General features: G+C 67.6%; 16 protein-coding genes. 13 read left to right on the top strand and 3 right to left on the bottom strand.

What is annotated here, in order from left to right; translation table 11 throughout:
- Positions 1-11 precede the first annotated feature (11 nt).
- Positions 12-2,618: a helix-turn-helix transcriptional regulator gene (locus K6L26_RS18310; RefSeq protein ID WP_221851071.1), complete on the top strand. Its 2,607-nt coding sequence runs from the start codon at positions 12-14 to the stop codon at positions 2,616-2,618.
- A 55-nt stretch (positions 2,619-2,673) separates the two neighbouring features.
- The gene (locus K6L26_RS18305) at positions 2,674-2,937 is read left to right on the top strand and encodes a hypothetical protein (protein WP_043369951.1); all 264 of its coding nucleotides are present in this window, start codon (positions 2,674-2,676) and stop codon (positions 2,935-2,937) included.
- Here the strand turns inward: K6L26_RS18305 and K6L26_RS18300 are convergent.
- The 3 genes from K6L26_RS18300 to K6L26_RS18290 are packed head-to-tail and all read right to left on the bottom strand — an operon-like array spanning position 2,885 to position 6,490.
- Entirely contained in the window at positions 2,885-4,099 is a 1,215-nt protein-coding gene (locus tag K6L26_RS18300; RefSeq protein WP_019347235.1) for an FAD-dependent monooxygenase, read from the bottom strand. The genes K6L26_RS18305 and K6L26_RS18300 overlap by 53 nt on opposite strands.
- Before the next feature lie 48 nt (positions 4,100-4,147).
- Positions 4,148-5,350 carry a serine hydrolase domain-containing protein gene (locus tag K6L26_RS18295; protein ID WP_019347236.1) on the bottom strand — a complete coding sequence of 401 codons (1,203 nt, stop codon included), beginning with the start codon at positions 5,348-5,350 and terminating at the stop codon, positions 4,148-4,150.
- Positions 5,351-5,401: 51 nt separating this feature from the next.
- Positions 5,402-6,490, bottom strand: coding sequence for an AraC family transcriptional regulator (locus K6L26_RS18290; RefSeq protein WP_019347237.1), 1,089 nt, complete (start codon positions 6,488-6,490; stop codon positions 5,402-5,404).
- 189 nt (positions 6,491-6,679) lie between these two features.
- Here K6L26_RS18290 and K6L26_RS18285 point away from each other — a divergent pair, with 189 nt between their 5' ends.
- From K6L26_RS18285 to carB, 11 genes are all read left to right on the top strand, one after another.
- Positions 6,680-7,807: an NDMA-dependent alcohol dehydrogenase gene (locus tag K6L26_RS18285; protein ID WP_047040567.1), complete on the top strand. Its 1,128-nt coding sequence runs from the start codon at positions 6,680-6,682 to the stop codon at positions 7,805-7,807.
- 19 nt (positions 7,808-7,826) lie between these two features.
- Complete coding sequence (locus tag K6L26_RS18280) at positions 7,827-9,239, top strand: aldehyde dehydrogenase family protein (RefSeq protein ID WP_221851069.1); 1,413 nt, start codon at positions 7,827-7,829, stop codon at positions 9,237-9,239.
- 25 nt (positions 9,240-9,264) lie between these two features.
- Complete coding sequence (locus tag K6L26_RS18275; protein WP_019349161.1) at positions 9,265-10,224, top strand: alpha/beta hydrolase; 960 nt, start codon at positions 9,265-9,267, stop codon at positions 10,222-10,224.
- 3 nt (positions 10,225-10,227) lie between these two features.
- Positions 10,228-11,832 carry a flavin-containing monooxygenase gene (locus tag K6L26_RS18270; RefSeq protein WP_221851068.1) on the top strand — a complete coding sequence of 535 codons (1,605 nt, stop codon included), beginning with the start codon at positions 10,228-10,230 and terminating at the stop codon, positions 11,830-11,832.
- 54 nt (positions 11,833-11,886) lie between these two features.
- Complete coding sequence (locus tag K6L26_RS18265; protein ID WP_221851066.1) at positions 11,887-13,233, top strand: MFS transporter; 1,347 nt, start codon at positions 11,887-11,889, stop codon at positions 13,231-13,233.
- 101 nt (positions 13,234-13,334) lie between these two features.
- A complete protein-coding gene (gene pyrR / locus K6L26_RS18260; protein ID WP_019348022.1) occupies positions 13,335-13,892 on the top strand; it encodes a bifunctional pyr operon transcriptional regulator/uracil phosphoribosyltransferase PyrR in 558 nt (185 codons plus the stop codon).
- Positions 13,889-14,845 carry an aspartate carbamoyltransferase catalytic subunit gene (locus K6L26_RS18255; RefSeq protein WP_019348023.1) on the top strand — a complete coding sequence of 319 codons (957 nt, stop codon included), beginning with the start codon at positions 13,889-13,891 and terminating at the stop codon, positions 14,843-14,845. The genes pyrR and K6L26_RS18255 overlap by 4 nt, the downstream gene beginning before the upstream one ends.
- A complete protein-coding gene (locus K6L26_RS18250) occupies positions 14,842-16,185 on the top strand; it encodes a dihydroorotase (protein WP_019348024.1) in 1,344 nt (447 codons plus the stop codon). The genes K6L26_RS18255 and K6L26_RS18250 overlap by 4 nt, the downstream gene beginning before the upstream one ends.
- Positions 16,182-16,682 carry a PH-like domain-containing protein gene (locus K6L26_RS18245; protein WP_036387704.1) on the top strand — a complete coding sequence of 167 codons (501 nt, stop codon included), beginning with the start codon at positions 16,182-16,184 and terminating at the stop codon, positions 16,680-16,682. The genes K6L26_RS18250 and K6L26_RS18245 overlap by 4 nt, the downstream gene beginning before the upstream one ends.
- Positions 16,679-17,821, top strand: coding sequence for a glutamine-hydrolyzing carbamoyl-phosphate synthase small subunit (gene carA / locus K6L26_RS18240; RefSeq protein WP_221851064.1), 1,143 nt, complete (start codon positions 16,679-16,681; stop codon positions 17,819-17,821). Before K6L26_RS18245 ends, carA begins: the two co-directional genes overlap by 4 nt.
- Positions 17,822-21,175: a carbamoyl-phosphate synthase large subunit gene (gene carB / locus K6L26_RS18235; protein WP_221851063.1), complete on the top strand. Its 3,354-nt coding sequence runs from the start codon at positions 17,822-17,824 to the stop codon at positions 21,173-21,175.
- The last annotated feature ends 1 nt before the right edge of the window (position 21,176 follow it).

Genomic DNA, 21,176 nt, shown 5'->3' with positions numbered 1-21,176 from the left:
AATCTCGATGCGTGCGACTCGTCTGGCCGCTGACGGGGAGGTTGGAGGAGACCCGGCTGATCGAAGCCGCGCTGGTCTCCACCGAACTGTCCGGGATCGTGATTCATGGGACCGCCGGCGTCGGCAAGAGCCGCATCGCCCGCGAAGCGCTCTCGGCAGCGGGTGCCAACGGTCACGGAACTCGCTGGGCGGTGGGAACCTCAGTCGCCCGAACGCTTCCGTTGGGGACGTTCGCGCGATGGGTGGGGACATCCGATGCTGAGAGCGCGGCCCTGGTCGGGCGAGTGATCGAGGGCCTGACGTCCACTTCCGAGGGCCGGCCGGTGGTGGTCGGTGTCGATGACGCGCACCTGCTCGACGACTTGTCGGGTTTCGTGTTGCAGCAGATCGTGCAGCGGTGTGCCGCGAAACTTGTGCTGACGGTGCGAACCGGTACCTCTTTGCCGGACTCGGTGCGCACCGCATGCGACCGCGGCCGCTTCGAGCGGCTGGACCTGCAGCCGCTGTCTCGCGACGAATCGACCCAGTTGCTGACCGCCGCGCTCGGTGGACCCCTCGATACCGAAGCGGCGCAACGGTTGTGGCGGCTCACCCGCGGCAATGTGCTCTACCTACGCAACATTGTCGAACAGGAGGTGACGCAGGGCCGGCTGGCGTGTCGGGACGGCTGTTGGCGGTGGAGCGGAGACCCGGTGATGCCGCCCGGTTTGGTCGAACTGATCGAAACGAGGATCGGTGCGTTGCCGCCGGCGGTCAGTGAAGTCGTCGATGTCCTGGCGGTGGCCGAGCCGATCCAGCTGGAGCGGCTCACCGCGATCACCGATGCCGATTCGGTCGCTTCAGCCGAAGCGCGGGGGCTCATCACCATCGATTCCGCCGACGGTGAGGTTCGTATCGCCCACCCGCTGTACGCAGAGGTGCGACGCAACCGCGCTCCCGGTTCCCGCCTGCGGCGGTTGCGAGGGTTGGTGGCCACTGCCCTCGCGGATCGGGAGGACCGGGACTCCATGCGGGTGGTGGTCCGGCGCGCCACGCTGATGCTCGATTCGGACCTGCCGCCCGACCCCGAGTTGTTGACCCGTGCCGCGCAGGGCGCGGTGTGGCTGTCCGATCTGGCTCTGGCCGACCGGCTGGCGCAGGGGGCGATCGCGGCCGGTGCCGACACCGAAGCGAATTTCATTCGCGCCCACGCGTTGTCGTGGCTCAGCCGAGGTGACGAATCGGACGCTGTGCTCGCCGCCATCGAGCCCGGCGACCTCACCGACGACGGGCGAGCCCGGCTGGCGTTCTTGCGCGCCTCCAACCTGATCTGGTCACTTGCCGATCCGGCGGGTGCCAAGCGGCACATCGATGAGGCGGCGGCGGCCATCCCCGCGGCGTCGCGGGCCGCGATCGACGCGTTCTACACCGTGTACTGGGCGGCGATGGGTGAACCCGAACGGGCCGTGGCCGCGTCCAGCGCTTTGGACCTGGACGCCCTGCCGGCAATCGTCGGGGCGGTCACCGCTTGGGCTGTGGTCGTGGCGTGCGGCGATGCCGGGCGCCCCGATGAGGCGGTGGCGGCGGCCCGAACGGGGTACCGCATCACCGATCGTTCCTTCGATGCCGCACACATGCGGTTCGTGATCGCCGACGCCCACATCGGTGCGCTGCTACTGGCCGGTCGGATCAGCGAAGCACGCGAGGAAGCCGAGCGGCTGCGCCGACAGGCCACCGAGTTGCCCGGTGCGGCTCAGCTGTTCGGAGCCGCGCTGGCCGGTCGCGCCGCCGCGGGAGCCGGTGCCCTCGGCGCCGCGGCTGAGCTGTTGGACCCGGTGGTCGAGATGATGCGGGCGGCGGGGGAGACCAACGGCTTCGGCTACCGCTTTCAGCTGCCCCGGGTCACGACGCTGGCCATCCGCGGTCTGGCCGACGACGCCGCGCTGGCCGAACTCGACGAATACCGCCATGCCAGCTGGCGCTATCTCGCCTACGAACACACTTTGGTGCGGTCGTGGGCGGCAGCCACCCAGGGTGCGGTATCGGAGGCCGTCGAAATCGCGCTTTCGGCGGCAGAGGCCGCCGGCGCCGAGGGGCAATTGGCGGCCGAGGCATGGTGCCTGCAGATCGCGGCGCAATTCGGCGACCATTCGCGCACCCACCGGCTCGAAGAATTGACCGGGCTGGTCGAGGGGCCTCGGGTGGGTGTCGCCGCCGCACTGTCCCGAGCCCTTTCGCGCGATGACGGAGATGGATTAGCCGCGGTGTCAACCGAATTCGAGACGATCGGCGATCTGGTGGCGGCGGCCGACGCGGCGGGGCTGGCCGCCGCGGCGTATCGTCGCAAAGCCATGCGCGGTTCTGCGATGGCCTCGGCCGCCCGGGCCACGGAGCTGGCGGAGGCCTGCGGCGGTTCGGCGACCCCCGCCGTGCTCGCCGCCGCCGAACGGCTGCCCTTGACCGACCGGGAACGGGAGATCGCGATGCTGATCAGCGCGGGGTTGTCGAGCCGGGCGATCGCCGATCGGTTGCATCTGTCGGTCCGCACGGTAGAGGGCCACATCTATCGCGCCATGGCGAAGACCGGGGTTTCCACCCGGGCCGGGCTGATCGCCCTGCTGCCGCGACGGCGGCGCTGATTCGAGTATCCGGTTACTCGCTCCCGTTCATCCGCAGCGACGCATTCTGGAGCGCATGGCCGACGAGGGCGCGATACGCGAACAGGCGCTGCGGGCACTGCCGCTGCCCTACTCGCTGGCGTTGCGGCTGCGCGATGCCGGCGTCGCACCTGAGGTGGTGTGCGAGTACCTGAGCGTGGAGGAGTCGGCACTGGACGGTTTCTACCGGATCGCCGAGGCCAAACTGGCCGCGGCATCGGTGCCCCGGACGGGGCCCAGCGCGGCCCTCAGCGCGCCGGCAGCGGATAGTCCGGGAGGTCGACAGCGTCGGCGGTTGTGAACCACTTGCGCTCGGCGAAGCCGCGGAAGGGCCGGCGCTGCATCCACTTCATAACCTGAGCGGTCACCGCGACATCGCTGGACGACTTGGGGAGGTAGCCGTCGACGCCCTGGGGCAGTGCCTGGCACCGGTCGATGTACGGCCGCATCACTGCCTCGTACCTCATCAGGGCGTCCGGAATATGCCCGGAGTCAAAGGACTCGGCCGTTCCGAGTTCGCCGGCCAGCACATGGGCGCCGACCAGAGCGAGGCTGGTGCCCATGCCCGACAGCGGTGAGGCACAGTAGCCGGCATCGCCGACCAGCGTCACCCGGCCGTTCGAGATAGTCGGCATGTGGACCTGCAGGAAGGCATCGAAGTAGAAGTCGTCAGCCTCTACGGCTGCTGCCAGTAGCTCCGCGCAATGCCAGCCCGCGCCGTCGAAATGTGTTGCCAGCAGGGCCCGTTGCTGGTCGGGATCCCGGCGGTCGAACGACAGGGGGCCGGACCGAAAAGCCAAGCCCGCCTTGCACAGTGCCGGCTCGTGTGCGGGGCGCATCGACGCGTTGAGTCCGGGCTCCTGGTACATCAGGTACCACCCGTCGAGCCCGGCGGTGTCCGGGGCGGTGAACCAGGCGTTGTAGCCACCGAGCGGTTTGACGAATTGTTCCTCGGGGCCGAATGCGAGCCGGCGGACCGCGGAGTGCGGTCCGTCGGCGCCCACCACCAGATCCGCGGTCACCGTCGTGCCGTCGCTCAACGTCGCCTCGACGCCATCACCGGTTTGGCGAAGTGCGGTGATGCGGGTGTCGAACCGGTATTCGGCTCGTGCCCTTGTGTATTCGTAGAGTGTGGCCACCAAATCGCCACGCAGGATCTCCAGTTTCGACACCACGCCGTTGCCGTGGAACGCCGTCACCGGCATCTCGGCGCGGCGCGTGCCGTCCGCTCGGACCCACGCGATGCCCTTCTGGCCGATCAACCGGCGCTGCAGTTCATCCATGAGACCCATCCGCGTCACCACGTGGCGACCGGCGCCACGCAGATCGACAGTCTGGCCGCCGGGGCGGATTCCGGGCGCGGATTCCACCACGACCACGCGGTACCCATAGTCGCTCAACCAATGGGCCAATGCGGGGCCGGCGATCCCGGCGCCGCTGACAAGAACGGTGGGCTGCGTCATGCGCCACAGCGTATGCGTGGCGGCTGTGGGCCCGAGCCGATCAGCCGCTCAGAGATCGAGTGCCTGGTACGTACGGCGGACGAATCGGGGTTGTGCCGTCTGCAGTTTCGCCAGTGAGGTGTTGCCGCTGATGGCTGCGGCGTCTACGCCCAGGTTCGGGTGGTTCTGAATCAGGTAGATCAGGATCAGGTCTGCCGAGGGGTCGGCCTGCCACCAGGTGCCGTAGGCGCCGGGCCAGCTGAAGGTGCCCAGCCCGCCCGGGCCGAACAATTGTCGTGATTTCGCCGGATCGGTCACCACGGACAGGTTCAGGCCGAACCCCCGGCCGACCCAGAACGGTGCGCCGAGGAAGGGGTACTGCTTCTGTTCGGGGGTGAGCCGGTCGGTGCGCATCAACTGCACCGATTCTTCGGAAAGCACGCGGACGCGGTCGACGCTGCCGCCGCCCAACAACATTCGGGCGAACTTCAGGTAGTCATCTGCCGTGGAGAACAATCCCGCCCCGCCCGTGCAGAACGGCGGATCGGTGATGGGCGCCGGCCCCATCACATCGTGGGTCAGCTTGTTGTCGGGAGTCAGCTGGTACATAGTGGCCGCCCGGCGCCGGCCGGCCGCGTCCACCGAGAACCCGGTGTCGGCCATGCCCAGCGGCTCGAAGATCCGCTCGGCCAGAACTGTCGACAGCGGCTTGCCTTCGATGCGGGACAACGCGATGCCCAGCACGTCGGTGGAGTGGCTGTAGGTCAGCCTTTCGCCGGGCTGGTGGGCCAGCGGCAGTGCGGCCACCTCGGCCAGCCAGCGGTCCTGATCCTGGCGCAGGGACAGCTTGCCGTACGCCGACGCCAGCGGACCCAGCACGGAGAACACGTACGCCAGCCCGCTGCGGTGGGTCATCAGGTCATCGAAGGTGATGGGCCGCCGTGCCGGTTCCGTGCGGTCGAGCGGTCCGCGGGCCTCACGCAGTACCCGCATGTCGGCCAGTTCCGGCAGCCATTTGGCCACCGGCTCGTTGAGCGCGAACTTGCCCTCCTCGACCAGCGCCATCGCCGCCGCCACGGTGACCGGCTTTGTCATGGAGGCGATCCGGAAAATGGTGTCCCGCTGCATCGGCAAGCCGGCGTCGACATCACGGTGGCCCAGGGTGTTGACCTGGAGCACCTTGCCCGCCTGCCACACCAGGGTGACCGCACCGGCCAGCAGACCGGCGTCGATCGCCTCACGGATGGACGTCTGATTGCCGTCGAGGTTCATCCGACCCAGCCTATCCAGCGGTGGCGCCCGGACCGGCGCTACCTCCCGGTCTCACCCGCGACGCCAGCGCCGGCGCGCCCTGACCACGCTCGACCAGTCCTGATATCCGAGTCGACGGGCGATCTCGTAGTGCGGAATCGTGCGGTCGCGCAGCAGGTTGTCGGCGACGCTGCGGCGTACCTCGCCGAGCAGCGCGCCGTACGTCGTGCCTTCCCGCTCGAGGTGGCGGCGCAACGTCCGTGGTGCGTAATGCAGGTGCAGCGCCACGTCCTCCAACGTGAGGTCCAGCGCGGACTGATCCAGCAGGTGGGCCCGCACCTGGGCGGCGACGCCGGTGTGGTGCAGCCGTTCGGCGCGGACACGGTCGCAGTGGGCGACCATGAGGTCGGTGGTGTGGGTGTTGGCCATCGGCGGCACCAGGTCGAGATATCCGGCGTCGTAGACGATTTCGTTCCGCTCACGCCCGAATGACACCGGGACCCGGAAGTAGTCCCGGTAGACATCGATGCCGTCCGCAACGGACGGTGCCGGAAAGGCGAATCTGACCTCGCGCAGCGGCACCGCGTCGAAGTCCGGGAAGGTGTCGCGCTGGATCTGCATGACCGCGGTCAGATCGCGTTCGATGACGAACCGGCGGATGCCCTCGGGCATGTCGTCTGCTTCGAACGCCAGAACGTAACGGTCGTCGTCGATCCGGGCCGTCATCGTCGAGAAGGCGAAGGTCAGCATCGCGTAGTACAGACCTCGGTGGACGGTGTCGCGGACGCTGGCCGAGGCGGCCAGGAGATAGCCCAGATAGCCGTACGCGGTCAGGTGGTAGCGGTTGCCCAACTCCACTCCCAGCCCGGGACGATTGCCGGTCAGCGCGGCCAGGTTGCGGATCACCGCGAGTTCCTGGCTGGCCTCTACGACGGTGTCGACCTCGGCCAGCGAGCAGGCGTCGAGATGCGAGCCGGCCAGCACCGAGTCCGCCGGGATGCCGCGCTCGGCCGCCCATTCACACATGATCGCTACCGAAACGGCGGTACGCGGGTGGTCCCAGGGGTCGGTCATGGCCGCAATGACCCGATTCGTCGACTGCAGCACCTGGGAGCCCGGCAGCGGGCTCTGATCTGCGGATTCGACGGAAGTCGGCGTCATGACAGCCAGTTTTACCGACCCTCGATGCCCGGTCAACGGCATCGGAGCCCGCCGAAGTGGCCGGAAATGTCGAGTTGTGGCCGGGACGGTGCTGTCGAAGGCAGGGCGGCGGCTCTACGGTTTTCGCATGGTGATGTAGGTCTCAGTTCGCCCTGAACTGTGTCCGTTGACACGCGAGGAGAGGCTCTGGTGAAAGTAAAGGCTGCAGTCGTCGAGGAGATCGGCGCGCCCTGGACGATCTGTGAAGTCGACCTCGGGGACCCCACTGCCGGCGAGGTCCAGGTGAAGCTGGCCGCTTCGGGGCTGTGTCATTCCGATGCGCACGTCGTCGCCGGCAGCAGCCCGGTGCCGTTCATGCCGGTTCTCGGCGGGCATGAGGGCGCGGGTGTGATCACCAAGGTCGGGCCCGGGGTGACCGGATTGGCCGAGGGCGATCACGTCGTGCTGGCGTTCATCCCTGCGTGTGGCACCTGCCCGTCGTGTGCCACCGGCTTGCAGAACCTGTGTGACGAGGGTGCCGGGCTGTTGACCGGGCAGGCGGTCTCCGACAAGACCTATCGCGTGACGCGCGACGGTCAACCGGTCATCCAGATGTGCCTGCTCGGCACCTTCGCGCCGTACGTCACCGTGAGTCAGGCGTCGGTGGTCAAGATCGAGAAGGACGTACCGCTGGAGGTGGCGGCTCTATTGGGCTGTGGTGTCTCTACCGGTTGGGGCTCGGCCACCGAGATCGGCGACACCCGCCCGGGCGACACGGTGGTGGTGATCGGCGTCGGCGGCGTCGGCATCAACGCCGTGCAGGGGGCGAAGTTCGCGGGGGCCCGGTTCGTCGTCGCCATCGACCCGGTGGACTTCAAACGCAAGAAGGCCCTCGAATTCGGTGCCACCCACACGTTCGCCTCCGTGGCTGACGCGGCTGCCGAATTGCCCGACCTCACGTGGGGAAAGATGGCCCAGGTCTCGATCATCACGGTCGGGGAGATCAAGGGCGAACACATCCAGCAGGCGCTGAGCCTGACCGGCAAGGGTGGACAGGTAATCGTCACGGGCATGGGCGATTTCACGCAGTCGACCGTAGACCTCAACCTGTTCGAGCTGACCCTGCTGCAGAAGCGGGTTCAAGGCGCGGTGTTCGGCGGCGTCGGTCCGCGGACCCAGATCCCCAGGCTGCTCGACCTCTACCGCACCGGCCATCTCAAGCTCGACGAGCTCGTCACCACCCGCTACCGACTCGAAGACATCAACCAGGGCTACCAGGACATGTTCGACGGCAAGAACCTTCGCGGTCTGGTCGTCTACTCCGACGCCGACTACTGAACCGAACCAGGGGACACCAATGCAGATCCAGGAGAACAACTACATCGACGGCAAGTGGGCGGTTTCCGGCGGCACCACGCGCATACCCGTCATCAACCCGGCGAACGACGAGGTGATCGCCGAGGTGGTGGCCGGTACCGCCGCCGACGTCGACGCCGCCGTCGCGGCGGCCCGGGCCGCTTTCCCGGCTTGGTCCGCCACACCGGTCGCCGAGCGCGCAGACTACCTCGCCGCCATCGCCGGCAAGCTGGCCGAGCGGTCCGAGGACCTGGCCCGCACCATTTCCTCCGAAATGGGTTGCCCCATTTCGATCTCCCGGGCAATCCAGCTCGGTCTGCCGCTCAACAGCTTCGCCGAGGCGGCCAACATCGTGCGCGGGTACGAGTTCGAGAGCGAGTACCGGGGATCGACGATCGTACGGGAGCCGTTCGGCGTGCTGGGCGCCATCACCCCCTGGAACTACCCCTTGCACCAGATCGCACTCAAGGTTGCCTACGGACTGGCCGCCGGCAACACCGTCGTCGTCAAGCCCAGCGAGGTTACGCCGCTGTGCGCGCTCGGGCTGGCCGAGATCATCGACGAGATCGGCCTTCCGCCAGGGGTGTTCAATCTGGTGTTCGGCACCGGGGCGGACGTCGGTGAAGCGATCGCCGGTCATGACGACGTCGATATCGTCAGCTTCACCGGGTCCACCCGAGCCGGTCGGCGCGTGCAGGAAGTCGCCGCGCGCACGGTCAAGCGGGTCTCGCTGGAACTCGGTGGCAAGAGCCCCAACATCATTCTCGATGACGCCGACCTGGAAACGGTGGTGCCGGCATCGGTCCAGACCATGATGCTCAACTCCGGGCAGACCTGCTCGGCACTGACCCGCATGATCGTGCCGCGCGAAAGGCTGGCCGAGGTGGAGGCCCTCGCGAAGGCGACCGCCGACGCGCTGCCGGTCGGCGACCCCACCGACGAGGGAACCGCGCTGGGCCCGCTGTCGTCGCGAGCACAGCAAGAGCGAGTGTTCGGCTACATCCGTACGGCACTGGCCGAAGGGGCGCGTCTGGTCACCGGTGGGGACACCGAAACCGCCTCACCGGGTGCATTCGTGCGACCGACGGTCTTCTCCGATGTCACCGAGGACATGACGATCCACAAGGAGGAGGTCTTCGGACCGGTTCTCGCGATCGAGGCCTACGACTCCGAGGACGACGCGGTGCGGATCGCCAACGCCACGGATTACGGTCTGGCCGGCGCCGTTTGGTCTTCCTCCTCCGAGCGGGCGGAGAAGGTCGCGCGCCGTATCCGGGCCGGCCAGGTGCAGATCAACGCCGGCGCCTTCAATGCCAACGCCCCCTTCGGCGGCTACAAGCAATCCGGCAACGGGCGCGAGGCCGGGGTGTACGGGCTCGAGGAGTTCCTCGAAGTCAAGTCGATCCAGCGGTGACCCCTCGGAGGAAAGGAGATACGCCATGCCGCTGGAACCGGTGACCCAGGCACTGCTGGCACAACTCGCCGAGACGCGCGATCCGCCGATGCACGAAGGCACGCCGGCGATGGCGCGGATGGCCGGACCGATCTTCGCCGGCATGAGCGGGCGCGGACCGGAGGTGGCCGCGGTCCACAACCGCAAGCTGGAGGGGCGGGACGGTGGGAAGTTCCGGGTGCGGGTTCTGGTCCCGGAAGGCGAATCCCGTTCGGTGATCGTGTACTTCCACGGCGGCGGCTGGGTGATCGGCGACATCGATCTGCAGTACGACCACCTGGGCCGGCACCTGGCGAACCTCACCGACTCGACTGTGGTGCTGGTGAACTACCGCAAGGCGCCCGAGCATCGGTTCCCGACCGCGCTGCAGGACAGTTGGATCGGATTATGCTGGGCCGCAGCGCATTCCGCCGAGTTCGCGGCACCCGAGGCCCCACTGATCGTGGCGGGCGACAGTGCCGGCGGCAACATCGCGGCCGTGATGGCGCGGTGGGCCCGCGACCGGCAGGGGCCGCGGATCGACTACCAGGCCCTGGTCTATCCGGTCACCGACTGTGACTTCGACCGGCCGTCGTATGTCGCGCCCGAGAACCAGCTGATGCTCAGCCGGGACACCATGATCTGGTTCTGGGGTCACTACCTTCCCGACGCCGGCGCGCGGGCGCACCCGGATGCCTCGCCGTTGCGGGCGTCAAGCCTCGCGGGGCTGGCACCTGCGCTGGTCTACGTCGCCGAGTACGACCCCCTGCACGACGAGGGCGTCGCCTATGCCGCTGCGTTGTCCGAGGCCGGGGTGAGCGTGACATTGGAGGAGGCGGCGGGCCAGATGCACGGGTACTTCCAGATGGCGAACATCCTGCCCGGTTATCACACCGGAATCGCCTTGGTCGCCAATCACATCGGGGCTTTCATCGATGCCCACCAGTCCAACCGAAAGGCGGTCTGAGCGGTGGCCGACCATGACGTGATCATCATCGGCGCCGGATTCGCCGGCCTCTACCAGCTCTACAAGTTGCGTGAGCTGGGATTCGACGCGCGCGTGCTGGAGGCCGGCCCGGAGGTGGGCGGCACCTGGTACTGGAACCGCTATCCCGGCGCCCGTTGCGACATCGAATCGATCGAGTACTCCTACTCCTTCGACCCCGAGTTGCAGCAGTCCTGGAACTGGAGCGAGCGGTACGCCGCCCAGCCGGAATTGCTCGCCTACGCCAAGCATGTCGCCGACCGCTATCACCTGCGACCCCACATCTCTTTCGATACCCGCGTTGTCGCAATGGAGTTCGACGACACCGCTACTGAGTGGACCGTCACCACCGAATCCGGCTCCCTCACCGCGACGTTCGTGGTCGCGGCGACCGGGTGCCTGTCCAAGCCGTTGGTGCCGTCGTTCGAGGGGCTCGACGATTTCACCGGTGACGTGCTCTGGACGTGGGACTGGCCGGCGGACGGAGCGGAACTGGCGGGTAAGCGGGTTGCGGTTGTGGGCACGGGTTCCTCAGGGGTGCAGACGATCACCGCGATCGCACCGGTGGTCGGCACCCTGACCGTGTTCCAGCGGACCCCGCCGTACGCGGTGCCCGCCCAGAACCGCCCGATCGCCGACGAACTCGAAGAGGTCAAACGACGTTACCCACAGTTCCGGGAGGTCAGCCGGGTGACCCGCGGTGGCGCCCAGTGCGGTGAGGGTGCTGACCTGCCGCCGTTCTTCGGCGACCTCGACAGCGACGCCACGCGTTCGGAGCTCACCCGCCGCTGGGACGACGGTGGACTCTGTTTCCAGCAGGCGTTCTATGACTTGCTGCTGGATCCCGTGGCCAACGAGACGGCGGCTGAATACGTGCGCGACCGCATCCGGCAGAAGGTCAGCGATCCGGAGCTCGCCGAGAAGCTGACCCCGCGCGGCTACCCGATCGCGGCGAAGCGGTTGTGCGTCGACACCGGGTACTACGAGGTTTACAACCAGGACAACGTCACGCTGGTGGACCTCAATGAGCAACCGCTGCGCCGGATCACGGCACGCGGCATTCTCGCCGGGGACACCGAGCACGAAGTCGACGTCATCGTGCTGGCCACCGGATTCGACGCGATGACCGGTGCGTTGAACGCGATCGACATCCGTGCCGTCGACCACAACGGCGTCACCCGCACCCTGCGGGACAAGTGGGCCGACGGGCCGCGGACCTATCTGGGATTGATGTCGGCGGGTTTCCCGAACCTGTTCACCGTCACCGGGCCGCAGAGTCCGTCGGTGCTGTCCAACATGCTCACCTCGATCGAGTATCACGTGGAGTGGATCAGTGCGGCGCTCGCACACCTGCGCGAACAGGGGCTGGACCGCATGGAAGCCGAGCCGACGGCCGAGGACAACTGGGTGAACATCACCAATGACACGGCCGATCTGACCCTCCTGCCGCAGGCGGCGTCCTGGTACATGGGCGCCAACGTGCCGGGCAAGCGGCGGGTGTTCCTGCCCTTCGTCGCCGGCGTGGGCGTCTACAAGCAGATCGGAGATGGTGTGGCCGTCGCGGGCTATCACGGGTTCGAGATGGCCTGACCCATCGGGTGGGTGATACTTCTCGGGCGAAGAGCGCGTTGTGAGAAGAGGCAGATGACCCAGCAGGAACAGGTCGCGGGCGAACCGAACCCGGCAACCACCCCCGAGCCCAACCCAATGAGGCGGGTGGCCTTCGCCAGCTTCGTCGGCACGGCGATCGAGTTCTACGACTTCTATATCTACGGCACCGCCGCGGCTCTGATCTTTCCCCATGTGTTCTTCCCGAACATGGGTCCGACGATGGCGACCATCTCCTCACTGGGCACGTTCGCGGTGGCGTTTTTGTCCCGTCCGATCGGTGCCGCGGTGTTCGGGCATTTCGGAGACCGGTTGGGACGCAAGAAGACTCTCATCGCGACCCTGTTGATCATGGGCCTGTCGACGGTCTGCGTCGGATTGGTGCCCAGCGCGGCGACCATCGGCGTTGTCGCACCGATCATCCTGTTGACCCTGCGACTGCTGCAGGGCTTCGCCGTCGGTGGGGAATGGGCGGGATCGGCGCTGCTGAGCGCCGAGTACGCGCCCGCCGGCAAGCGCGGCATGTACGGGATGTTCACCCAGCTCGGTGCCGGTGCCGGCCTCGCCGTGAGCAACCTGGTGGTGTTCATCGTCAGCATGACCATCGGGGAGAAGAGCCCGGTCTTCTTGGAATGGGCCTGGCGGTTGCCGTTCCTGTTCAGCGCGGTGCTTCTGGCCGTCGCGTTGTACGTGCGGCTGAGCATCGACGAGACGCCCGTCTTCGCCCGCGAGCAGGTGGCCGGTGGCGTGCCCAAGGCGCCGCTGAGCGAACTGTTCCGGACCCAGACCCGCCAGGTGGCGCTCGCCGCGGGCTGCATGGTGGGCATCTTCACGATGAGCTTCCTCGGCGGCACCTACCTGATGAGCTACGCCAGCACCCGCATCGGGCATCCGCGCAGCCTGATCCTCGGGGTGGGGGTGCTCGCCGGAATAGCCCTGATGGCCTTCTCGGCGATCTCGGCGGTGCTGTGCGACCGGTTTGGCAGACGGCGCGTCATTCTCTTCGGGTTCGCGCTCTCGTTGCCCTGGGCGTTCCTGGTGATGCCGATGATCGATTCCGGATCGCCGGTCTTGTTCGCGGTGGCGATCGCCGGCATCTTCTGCATCTTCGGGCTGTCCTACGGGCCCATCGGCTCCTTCCTGCCTGAGATCTTCGCCACCCGCTACCGCTACACGGGCGCGGGTCTGTCGTTCAATCTGGCCGGCATCGTGGGTGGGGCAGTTCCGCCGTTGGTCGCCGGAGTTCTGGTGGCCACGCTGGGGAGCTGGGCCGTTGGGGCGATGATGGCGGTGTTCGTCGTCGTCAGCATCGTCTCGACCGTGCTGTTGCCCGAGACGAAGGGAACCGAATTGGACGCCGTCAGGAGTGACGCAGCGACGTGACCGTGGCACGCCGCAGGTTTGCGGCCTGCTAAGCTGCGTGGCAGTTCGACGTCCTTTAACGATCCGTCCAGAGAGGCGGAGAAGGAGGTCAGGGTCACCTCATGGGCTCTTCAAGTGCCGACCGGGAATTGTTGTCTGCGGCGGACGTCGGCCGCACCATTTCCCGGATCGCCCATCAGATCATCGAGAAGACCGCCCTCGACGATCCCGCCGAGCGCGAGCGGGTCGTTCTCCTCGGTATCCCCACGCGCGGCGTGACGCTGGCCACGCGGTTGGCCGCCAAAGTCAACGAGTTCGCCGATGTGGCGTTGCCGGTCGGCGCGCTGGACATCACGCTCTACCGCGACGACCTCAACTTCAAGCCGCCACGGCCCCTGGCGGCCACATCGATCCCGCCCGGTGGCATCGACGACGCGGTGGTGATCCTGGTCGACGACGTCCTCTACTCCGGGCGCTCGGTGCGCTCGGCGCTGGACGCGCTGCGCGATATCGGTCGCCCGCGGGTGGTTCAGCTGGCGGTACTGGTCGACCGTGGGCACCGCGAGCTGCCGATCCGCGCCGATTACGTCGGCAAGAACGTGCCGACCTCACGCACCGAAAGTGTGCATGTGCTGTTGTCCGAGGACGACGACCGTGACGGAGTGGTGATTTCAAAATGACGACACGTCATCTCCTTTCGGCTGCGGATCTCACCCGCGATGACGCGACCGCGATCCTCGATGACGCCGACCGGTTCCGCGAGGCGCTGCTGGGCCGCGAGGTCAAGAAGCTGCCCACGCTGCGCGGCCGCACGGTCATCACCATGTTCTACGAGAACTCCACCCGGACCAGGGTGTCGTTCGAGGTGGCGGGCAAATGGATGAGCGCCGACGTGATCAACGTCAGCTCGTCGGGATCCTCGGTGGCCAAAGGGGAATCGCTGCGCGATACCGCGCTGACCCTGCGTGCTGCCGGCGCCGATGCGCTGATCATCCGCCACCCGGCATCGGGTGCGGCCCAACAACTCGCCGAATGGACCGCCGAGGACGGTGGCGCGGGACCCAGCGTGATCAACGCCGGTGACGGCACCCATGAACATCCGACTCAGGCGCTGCTCGATGCCCTGACCATCCGGCAGCGACTCGGCTCCATCGACGGCAAACGGGTGGTGATCGTCGGCGACGTGCTGCACAGCCGCGTGGCCCGGTCGAACGTGTCGCTGCTGGCGACCCTCGGGGCCGAGGTGGTGCTGGTGGCGCCGCCGACGCTGCTGCCGGTCGGGGTGTCGGGGTGGCCGGTCACGGTGTCACATGACCTTGATGCGGAGCTGCCCGCAGCCGACGCGGTGTTGATGCTGCGCGTGCAGGCCGAGCGGATGAACGGCGCGTTCTTCCCGTCCGCTCGCGAGTACTCGGTGCGTTACGGGCTGTCGGAGAAACGTCAGGCCATGCTGCCCGGCCACGCCGTGGTGTTGCATCCGGGGCCGATGCTGCGCGGCATGGAGATCGCGTTTCCGGTCGCCGACTCCTCGCAATCAGCTGTCTTGCAACAGGTTTCAAATGGTGTCCATGTGCGGATGGCGGTGCTGTTCCATCTGCTGGTGGGTGCGGATCGGGAGGCGATCAGCGTATGACGAAGCACAGCGCAAGCTCGAACCCGCCGGTGCTGATCCGCGGCGTCCGTCTCTACGGTGAGGGTGACCCGCTCGACGTGTTGGTCGCCGACGGACAGATCGCCGAGATGGGGGCCGATCTCAAGGCTCCCGAGGATGCCGAGGTGATCGACGCCGCCGGTCAGGTGATGCTGCCGGGCTTCGTGGACCTGCACACCCACCTGCGCGAGCCGGGCCGCGAGTACGCCGAGGACATCGAAACCGGTTCGGCAGCAGCGGCTCTGGGCGGTTATACCGCGGTGTTCGCCATGGCCAACACAGATCCGGTCGCCGACTCCGCGGTGGTCACCGACCACGTATGGAACCGCGGCCAGCAGGTGGGCCTGGTCGACGTGCACCCGGTCGGTGCGGTGACCGTGGGACTGAAAGGCAAGCAGCTCACCGAGATGGGGCTGATGGCGGACAGCGTCGGCCAGGTTCGGATGTTCTCCGATGACGGCCTGTGCGTGGATGATCCGCTCGTCATGCGGCGGGCGCTGGAATACGCCACCGGCCTCGGGGTCCTCATCGCTCAGCACGCCGAAGAGCCGCGGCTGACCGTGGGCGCCGTCGCCCATGAGGGGCCCAACGCGGCCCAACTCGGACTTGCGGGTTGGCCTCGCTCGGCCGAGGAGTCGATCGTCGCGCGGGATGCGATCCTGGCCCGCGATGCCGGTGCCCGGGTGCACATCTGCCATGCGTCCACCGCCGGCACCGTGGAGTTGCTCAAATGGGCGAAGGGCCAAGGTATTTCGATCACCGCCGAGGTGACGCCGCACCACCTGCTGCTCGACGACGGCCGGCTGGCCGGCTATGACGGGCGTAACCGCGTCAACCCGCCGCTGCGGGAAGCCAGTGATGCCCAGGCGCTGCGTCAGGCCTTGGCCGACGGGATCATCGACTGCGTCGCCACCGACCACGCGCCGCATGCCGAGCACGAGAAGTGCTGTGAGTTCTCGGTGGCCAGGCCGGGCATGCTCGGCCTGCAGACCGCGCTGTCCGTAGTGGCCGAGACCATGGTGCGCCCCGGCCTGCTGACCTGGCGCGGGGTGGCCAAGGTGATGAGCGAGGCCCCTGCGGCCATCGTCGGCCTGCCCGATCAGGGCCGGCCGCTGGAGGTGGGGGAGCCGGCCAACCTCACGGTGATCGATCCGGACGCGAGCTGGACGGTCGAAGGCGATGCGCTGGCCAGTCGCTCGGACAACACGCCGTTCGAATCGATGACGCTGCCGGCGACGGTCACCGCGACGTTGTTGCGGGGCCGGATCACCGCGCTCGACGGTAAGGCGGCGGCCGCCAAGCCCTGGGGTTCGGCACCGTGAACACTCCCACCCTGATCGCCTCACTGGTGCTGGCGGCTCTGCTGGCTGTGCTGATCGCATTTCTGATCCGTCAGATGATGCGCGGCTGGCTGCATCGCGCCCAGCGGCAGGCCGAGCTGATCGGCACGCTGCCGCCGTTGCCCGATACGGTCAGCGCGGCGGTCATCCCGCCCGTCAAGGGGATGTACGTCGGCAGCACAGTGGTTCCGCACTGGAATGACAAGGTGGCCGCGGGGGATCTGGGGTTTCGGACCAAAGCGGTGCTGACCCGCTATCCCGAGGGAATCATGATGCAGCGCAGCGGAGCCGGGCCGATCTGGATCCCCGCCGGGTCCGTCACCGCAATCCGGACCGAGCGTGGGATCGCCGGCAAGGCACTGACTTACGACGGAATTCTGGCCATCAGGTGGCGGCTGCCCTCGGGCACCGAGATCGACACCGGGTTCCGCGCAGACAATCGCGCTGAGTACGACCGCTGGCTGGAGGAAGACGAATGACGATTAACGCGAACAGAAGCAACGACAAGGCGGTCCTGGTACTCGAAGACGGCCGCGTCTTCACCGGTACCACGTTCGGCGCGGTCGGGCAGACCCTCGGTGAGGCAGTGTTCTCCACCGGCATGTCCGGCTACCAGGAAACCCTGACCGATCCGAGTTACCACGGGCAGATCGTGGTCGCCACCGCACCGCAGATCGGCAACACCGGGTGGAACACCGAGGACGGCGAAAGCCGCGACGACAAGATCTGGGTGGCCGGCTACGCCGTGCGTGACCCGTCGCCCCGCGCGTCGAACTGGCGTGCCAGCGGAACCCTCGAGGACGAACTGGTTCGGCAGGGCATCGTGGGCATCGCCGGGATCGACACCCGGGCCGTGGTACGCCACCTTCGCACCCGCGGGTCGATGAAGGCCGGCGTGTTCTCCGGTGCTGCGTTGGCGCCGGTCGACGAACTGGTGGCCAGGGTTCTGGATCAGCCCTCGATGCTGGGTGCGGACCTGGCGGGCGAGGTCAGCACCGCGGGCTCCTATGTGGTGGAACCCGAAGGCGGCCACCGGTTCACGGTTGCCGCGGTTGACCTCGGCATCAAGACGAACACCCCGCGCAACTTCGCCCGACGCGGGATCCGCAGCCATGTGCTGCCGTCGTCGGTCACCTTCGATCAGATCGCCGACCTGAAACCCGACGGGGTGTTCCTGTCCAACGGTCCCGGCGACCCGGCCACCGCCGACCACATCGTCGCGGTGACCCGCGAAGTGCTCGGCGCCGGAATCCCCTTGTTCGGCATCTGCTTCGGCAACCAGATCCTGGGCCGGGCCCTGGGTCGGTCCACCTACAAGATGGTGTTCGGTCACCGCGGTATCAACATCCCGGTGATCGACCACATCACCGGCCGGGTCGCGATCACCGCCCAGAACCACGGCTTCGCCCTCGAAGGCGAGGCGGGGGAGCAGTTCGACACTCCCTTCGGCACCGCGGAGGTCAGCCACACCTGCGCCAACGACGGTGTGGTGGAAGGTATCCGGCTCGCCAACGGCCGGGCGTTCTCAGTCCAGTACCACCCCGAGGCCGCAGCCGGGCCCCACGACGCCGAATACCTGTTCGACCAGTTCGTCGACCTCATGGCAGGAGAGAAGTAGATGCCACGTCGCTCTGACCTCAACCACGTGCTGGTGATCGGGTCCGGCCCGATCGTCATCGGCCAGGCCTGCGAGTTCGACTACTCGGGCACCCAGGCGTGCCGGGTGCTGCGTTCCGAGGGCATCCAGGTCAGCCTGGTCAACTCGAACCCGGCGACGATCATGACCGATCCTGAGTACGCCGACAACACCTACGTCGAGCCGATCACCTGGGAGTTCGTCGAGAAGGTGATCGTCCAGCAGGCCGAGCGCGGTAACAAGATCGATGCTGTGCTGGCCACCCTGGGCGGGCAGACCGCGCTGAATACCGCGGTGGCCCTGCACGAGAACGGTGTGCTGGAGCGCTACGGTGTCGAGCTCATCGGTGCCGACTTCGAAGCGATCCAGCGTGGCGAGGACCGGCAGAAGTTCAAGGACATCGTGGCCAGGGTGGGCGGTGAATCCGCCCGCAGCCGAGTGTGTTTCACCATGGACGAGGTCCGCGAGACCGTCGCCGACCTCGGCCTGCCCGTCGTCGTCCGCCCCTCCTTCACCATGGGTGGCCTCGGATCCGGCATGGCGTACTCGGCCGAGGACGTCGAGCGGATGGCCGGAGACGGCCTGGCGGCGTCGCCGTCGGCGAACGTGCTCATCGAGGAATCCATCTACGGCTGGAAGGAATACGAGCTCGAGCTGATGCGCGACGGCCGCGACAACGTCGTGGTGGTGTGCTCGATCGAGAACGTCGACCCGATGGGTGTGCACACCGGTGACTCGGTGACCGTGGCACCGGCGATGACCCTGACCGACCGCGAATACCAGAAGATGCGTGATCTGGGCATCGCGATCCTGCGCGAGGTCGGCGTCGACACCGGCGGCTGCAACATCCAGTTCGCGATCGACCCGCGGGACGGGCGGCTGATCGTCATCGAGATGAACCCGCGCGTGTCGCGGTCTTCGGCACTGGCGTCGAAGGCCACGGGCTTCCCGATCGCCAAGATCGCGGCCAAGCTGGCCATCGGCTACACCCTCGACGAGATCCTCAACGACATCACCAAAGAGACTCCGGCCTGCTTCGAGCCGACACTGGACTACGTCGTGGTCAAGGCCCCGCGCTTCGCCTTCGAGAAGTTCCCCGGCGCCGACGCCACCCTGACCACCACGATGAAGTCGGTCGGTGAGGCGATGTCGTTGGGCCGCAACTTCATCGAGGCCCTCGGCAAGGTGATGCGGTCCCTGGAGACCACCCGGGCCGGGTTCTGGACCGGACCGGACCCGGATGTCACCGTCGAGCAACTGCTGACCGGCCTGCGCACGCCGGTGGACGGCCGGCTCTACGACATCGAACACGCGCTGCGCCTGGGCGCCACCGTCGAGCAGGTGGCCGAGGCCTCCGGCGTCGACCCGTGGTTCGTCGAGCAGATCGCCGGCCTGGTGGCGCTGCGCGTCGAGCTGCTGGAGGCCCCGGTCCTCGATGCCGAGTTGCTGCGGCGGGCCAAGCACAGCGGGCTCTCGGATCGCCAGATCGCCGCGCTGCGACCGGAACTGGCCGGTGAGTCGGGCGTACACGCGCTGCGCCGCCGGCTCGGTATCCACCCGGTGTACAAGACGGTCGACACCTGCGCGGCCGAGTTCGACGCCAAGACGCCGTACCACTACAGCAGCTATGAGCTCGATCCCGCGGCCGAGACCGAGGTGGTCGCCCAGACCGAGAAGCCCAAGGTGCTGATCCTGGGGTCCGGCCCGAACCGCATCGGGCAGGGCATCGAATTCGATTACAGCTGTGTGCACGCCGCCACGACACTGAGTGCGGTCGGCTTCGAGACCGTGATGGTCAACTGCAACCCCGAGACGGTGTCCACCGACTACGACACCGCCGACCGGTTGTACTTCGAGCCGCTCACCTTCGAAGACGTGCTGGAGGTGTACTACGCCGAGGACGCCTCGGGCAAGGGTGAGGACGGGACAGGCCCCGGCGTCGTCGGGGTGATCGTGCAGCTCGGCGGCCAGACGCCGCTGGGCCTGGCCAAGCGCCTCGAAGCGGCCGGGGTGCCGATCGTCGGCACCGGGCCCGACGCCATCGACCTGGCCGAAGATCGCGGGCTGTTCGGCGAGGTTCTGGTCAATGCCGGGCTGCCGGCGCCGCGGTTCGGCACCGCCACCAGCTTCGAGCAGGCCCGCCGGATCGCTTCCGACATCGGCTATCCCGTGCTGGTCCGTCCCTCTTACGTGCTGGGCGGTCGTGGCATGGAGATCGTCTACGACGAGGCGACGCTGGAGGGCTACATCGCCCGTGCCACCCAGCTGTCCCCGGAACACCCGGTGTTGGTCGACCGGTTCCTCGAGGACGCGATCGAGATCGATGTCGACGCATTGTGCGACGGCAACGAGGTATACATCGGCGGGATCATGGAGCACATCGAGGAGGCCGGTATCCACTCCGGCGACTCGGCGTGCGCGCTGCCGCCGGTGACCCTGGGCCGCAGCGATATCGAGTCGGTGCGCCGGGCCACCGAGGCCATCGCCCGCGGTATCGGCGTCGTCGGCCTGCTCAACGTGCAGTACGCGCTCAAGGACGACGTGCTCTACGTGCTGGAGGCCAACCCGCGTGCCAGCCGTACGGTGCCGTTCGTGTCGAAGGCCACCGCGGTGCCGCTGGCCAAGGCCTGTGCCCGGGTGATGTTGGGTGCCACCATCGCTGAACTGCGCGGCGAGGGTCTGCTGAACAAGGAGGGCGACGGGGCCACCATCGCCCGCAACGCGCCGGTGGCGGTCAAGGAAGCCGTGCTGCCGTTCCACCGGTTCCGCCGCGCCGACGGCGCCCAGGTGGACTCACTTCTGGGGCCTGAGATGAAGTCCACCGGTGAGGTGATGGGTATCGACCACGACTTCGGTACGGCGTTCGCCAAGAGCCAGACCGCGGCCTACGGCTCGCTGCCGGCAGAGGGCACCGTGTTCGTGTCGGTGGCCAACCGGGACAAGCGCTCGCTGGTGTTCCCGGTCAAGCGACTGGCCGATCTCGGGTTCCGGGTGCTGGCCACCGAGGGAACCGCAGAGATGTTGCGCCGCAACGGCATTCCGTGTGACGAGGTGCGCAAGCACTCAGAACAACCCAGTGGCAACGGCGACCGGCCGTCCGCGGTCGACGTCATCAAGGCCGGCGAGGTCGACATGGTGATAAACACGCCGTACGGAAACTCCGGTCCACGCGTCGACGGCTACGAGATCCGTTCGGCCGCCGTGTCGATGAACATCCCCTGCGTGACGACGGTGCAGGGCGCCTCCGCAGCGGTGCAGGGCATCGAGGCGCGGATCCGCGGCGACATCGGCGTGATGTCACTGCAGGAACTGCACAGCGAGTTGGAATCGCACTGAC

The organism is Mycobacterium farcinogenes, from assembly GCF_019739075.1.
In the GTDB taxonomy this organism is placed as follows: domain Bacteria; phylum Actinomycetota; class Actinomycetes; order Mycobacteriales; family Mycobacteriaceae; genus Mycobacterium; species Mycobacterium senegalense.
The sequence above is the reverse complement of the archived record's forward strand: the minus strand, read 5'-3'. Positions and strand labels throughout refer to the sequence as shown.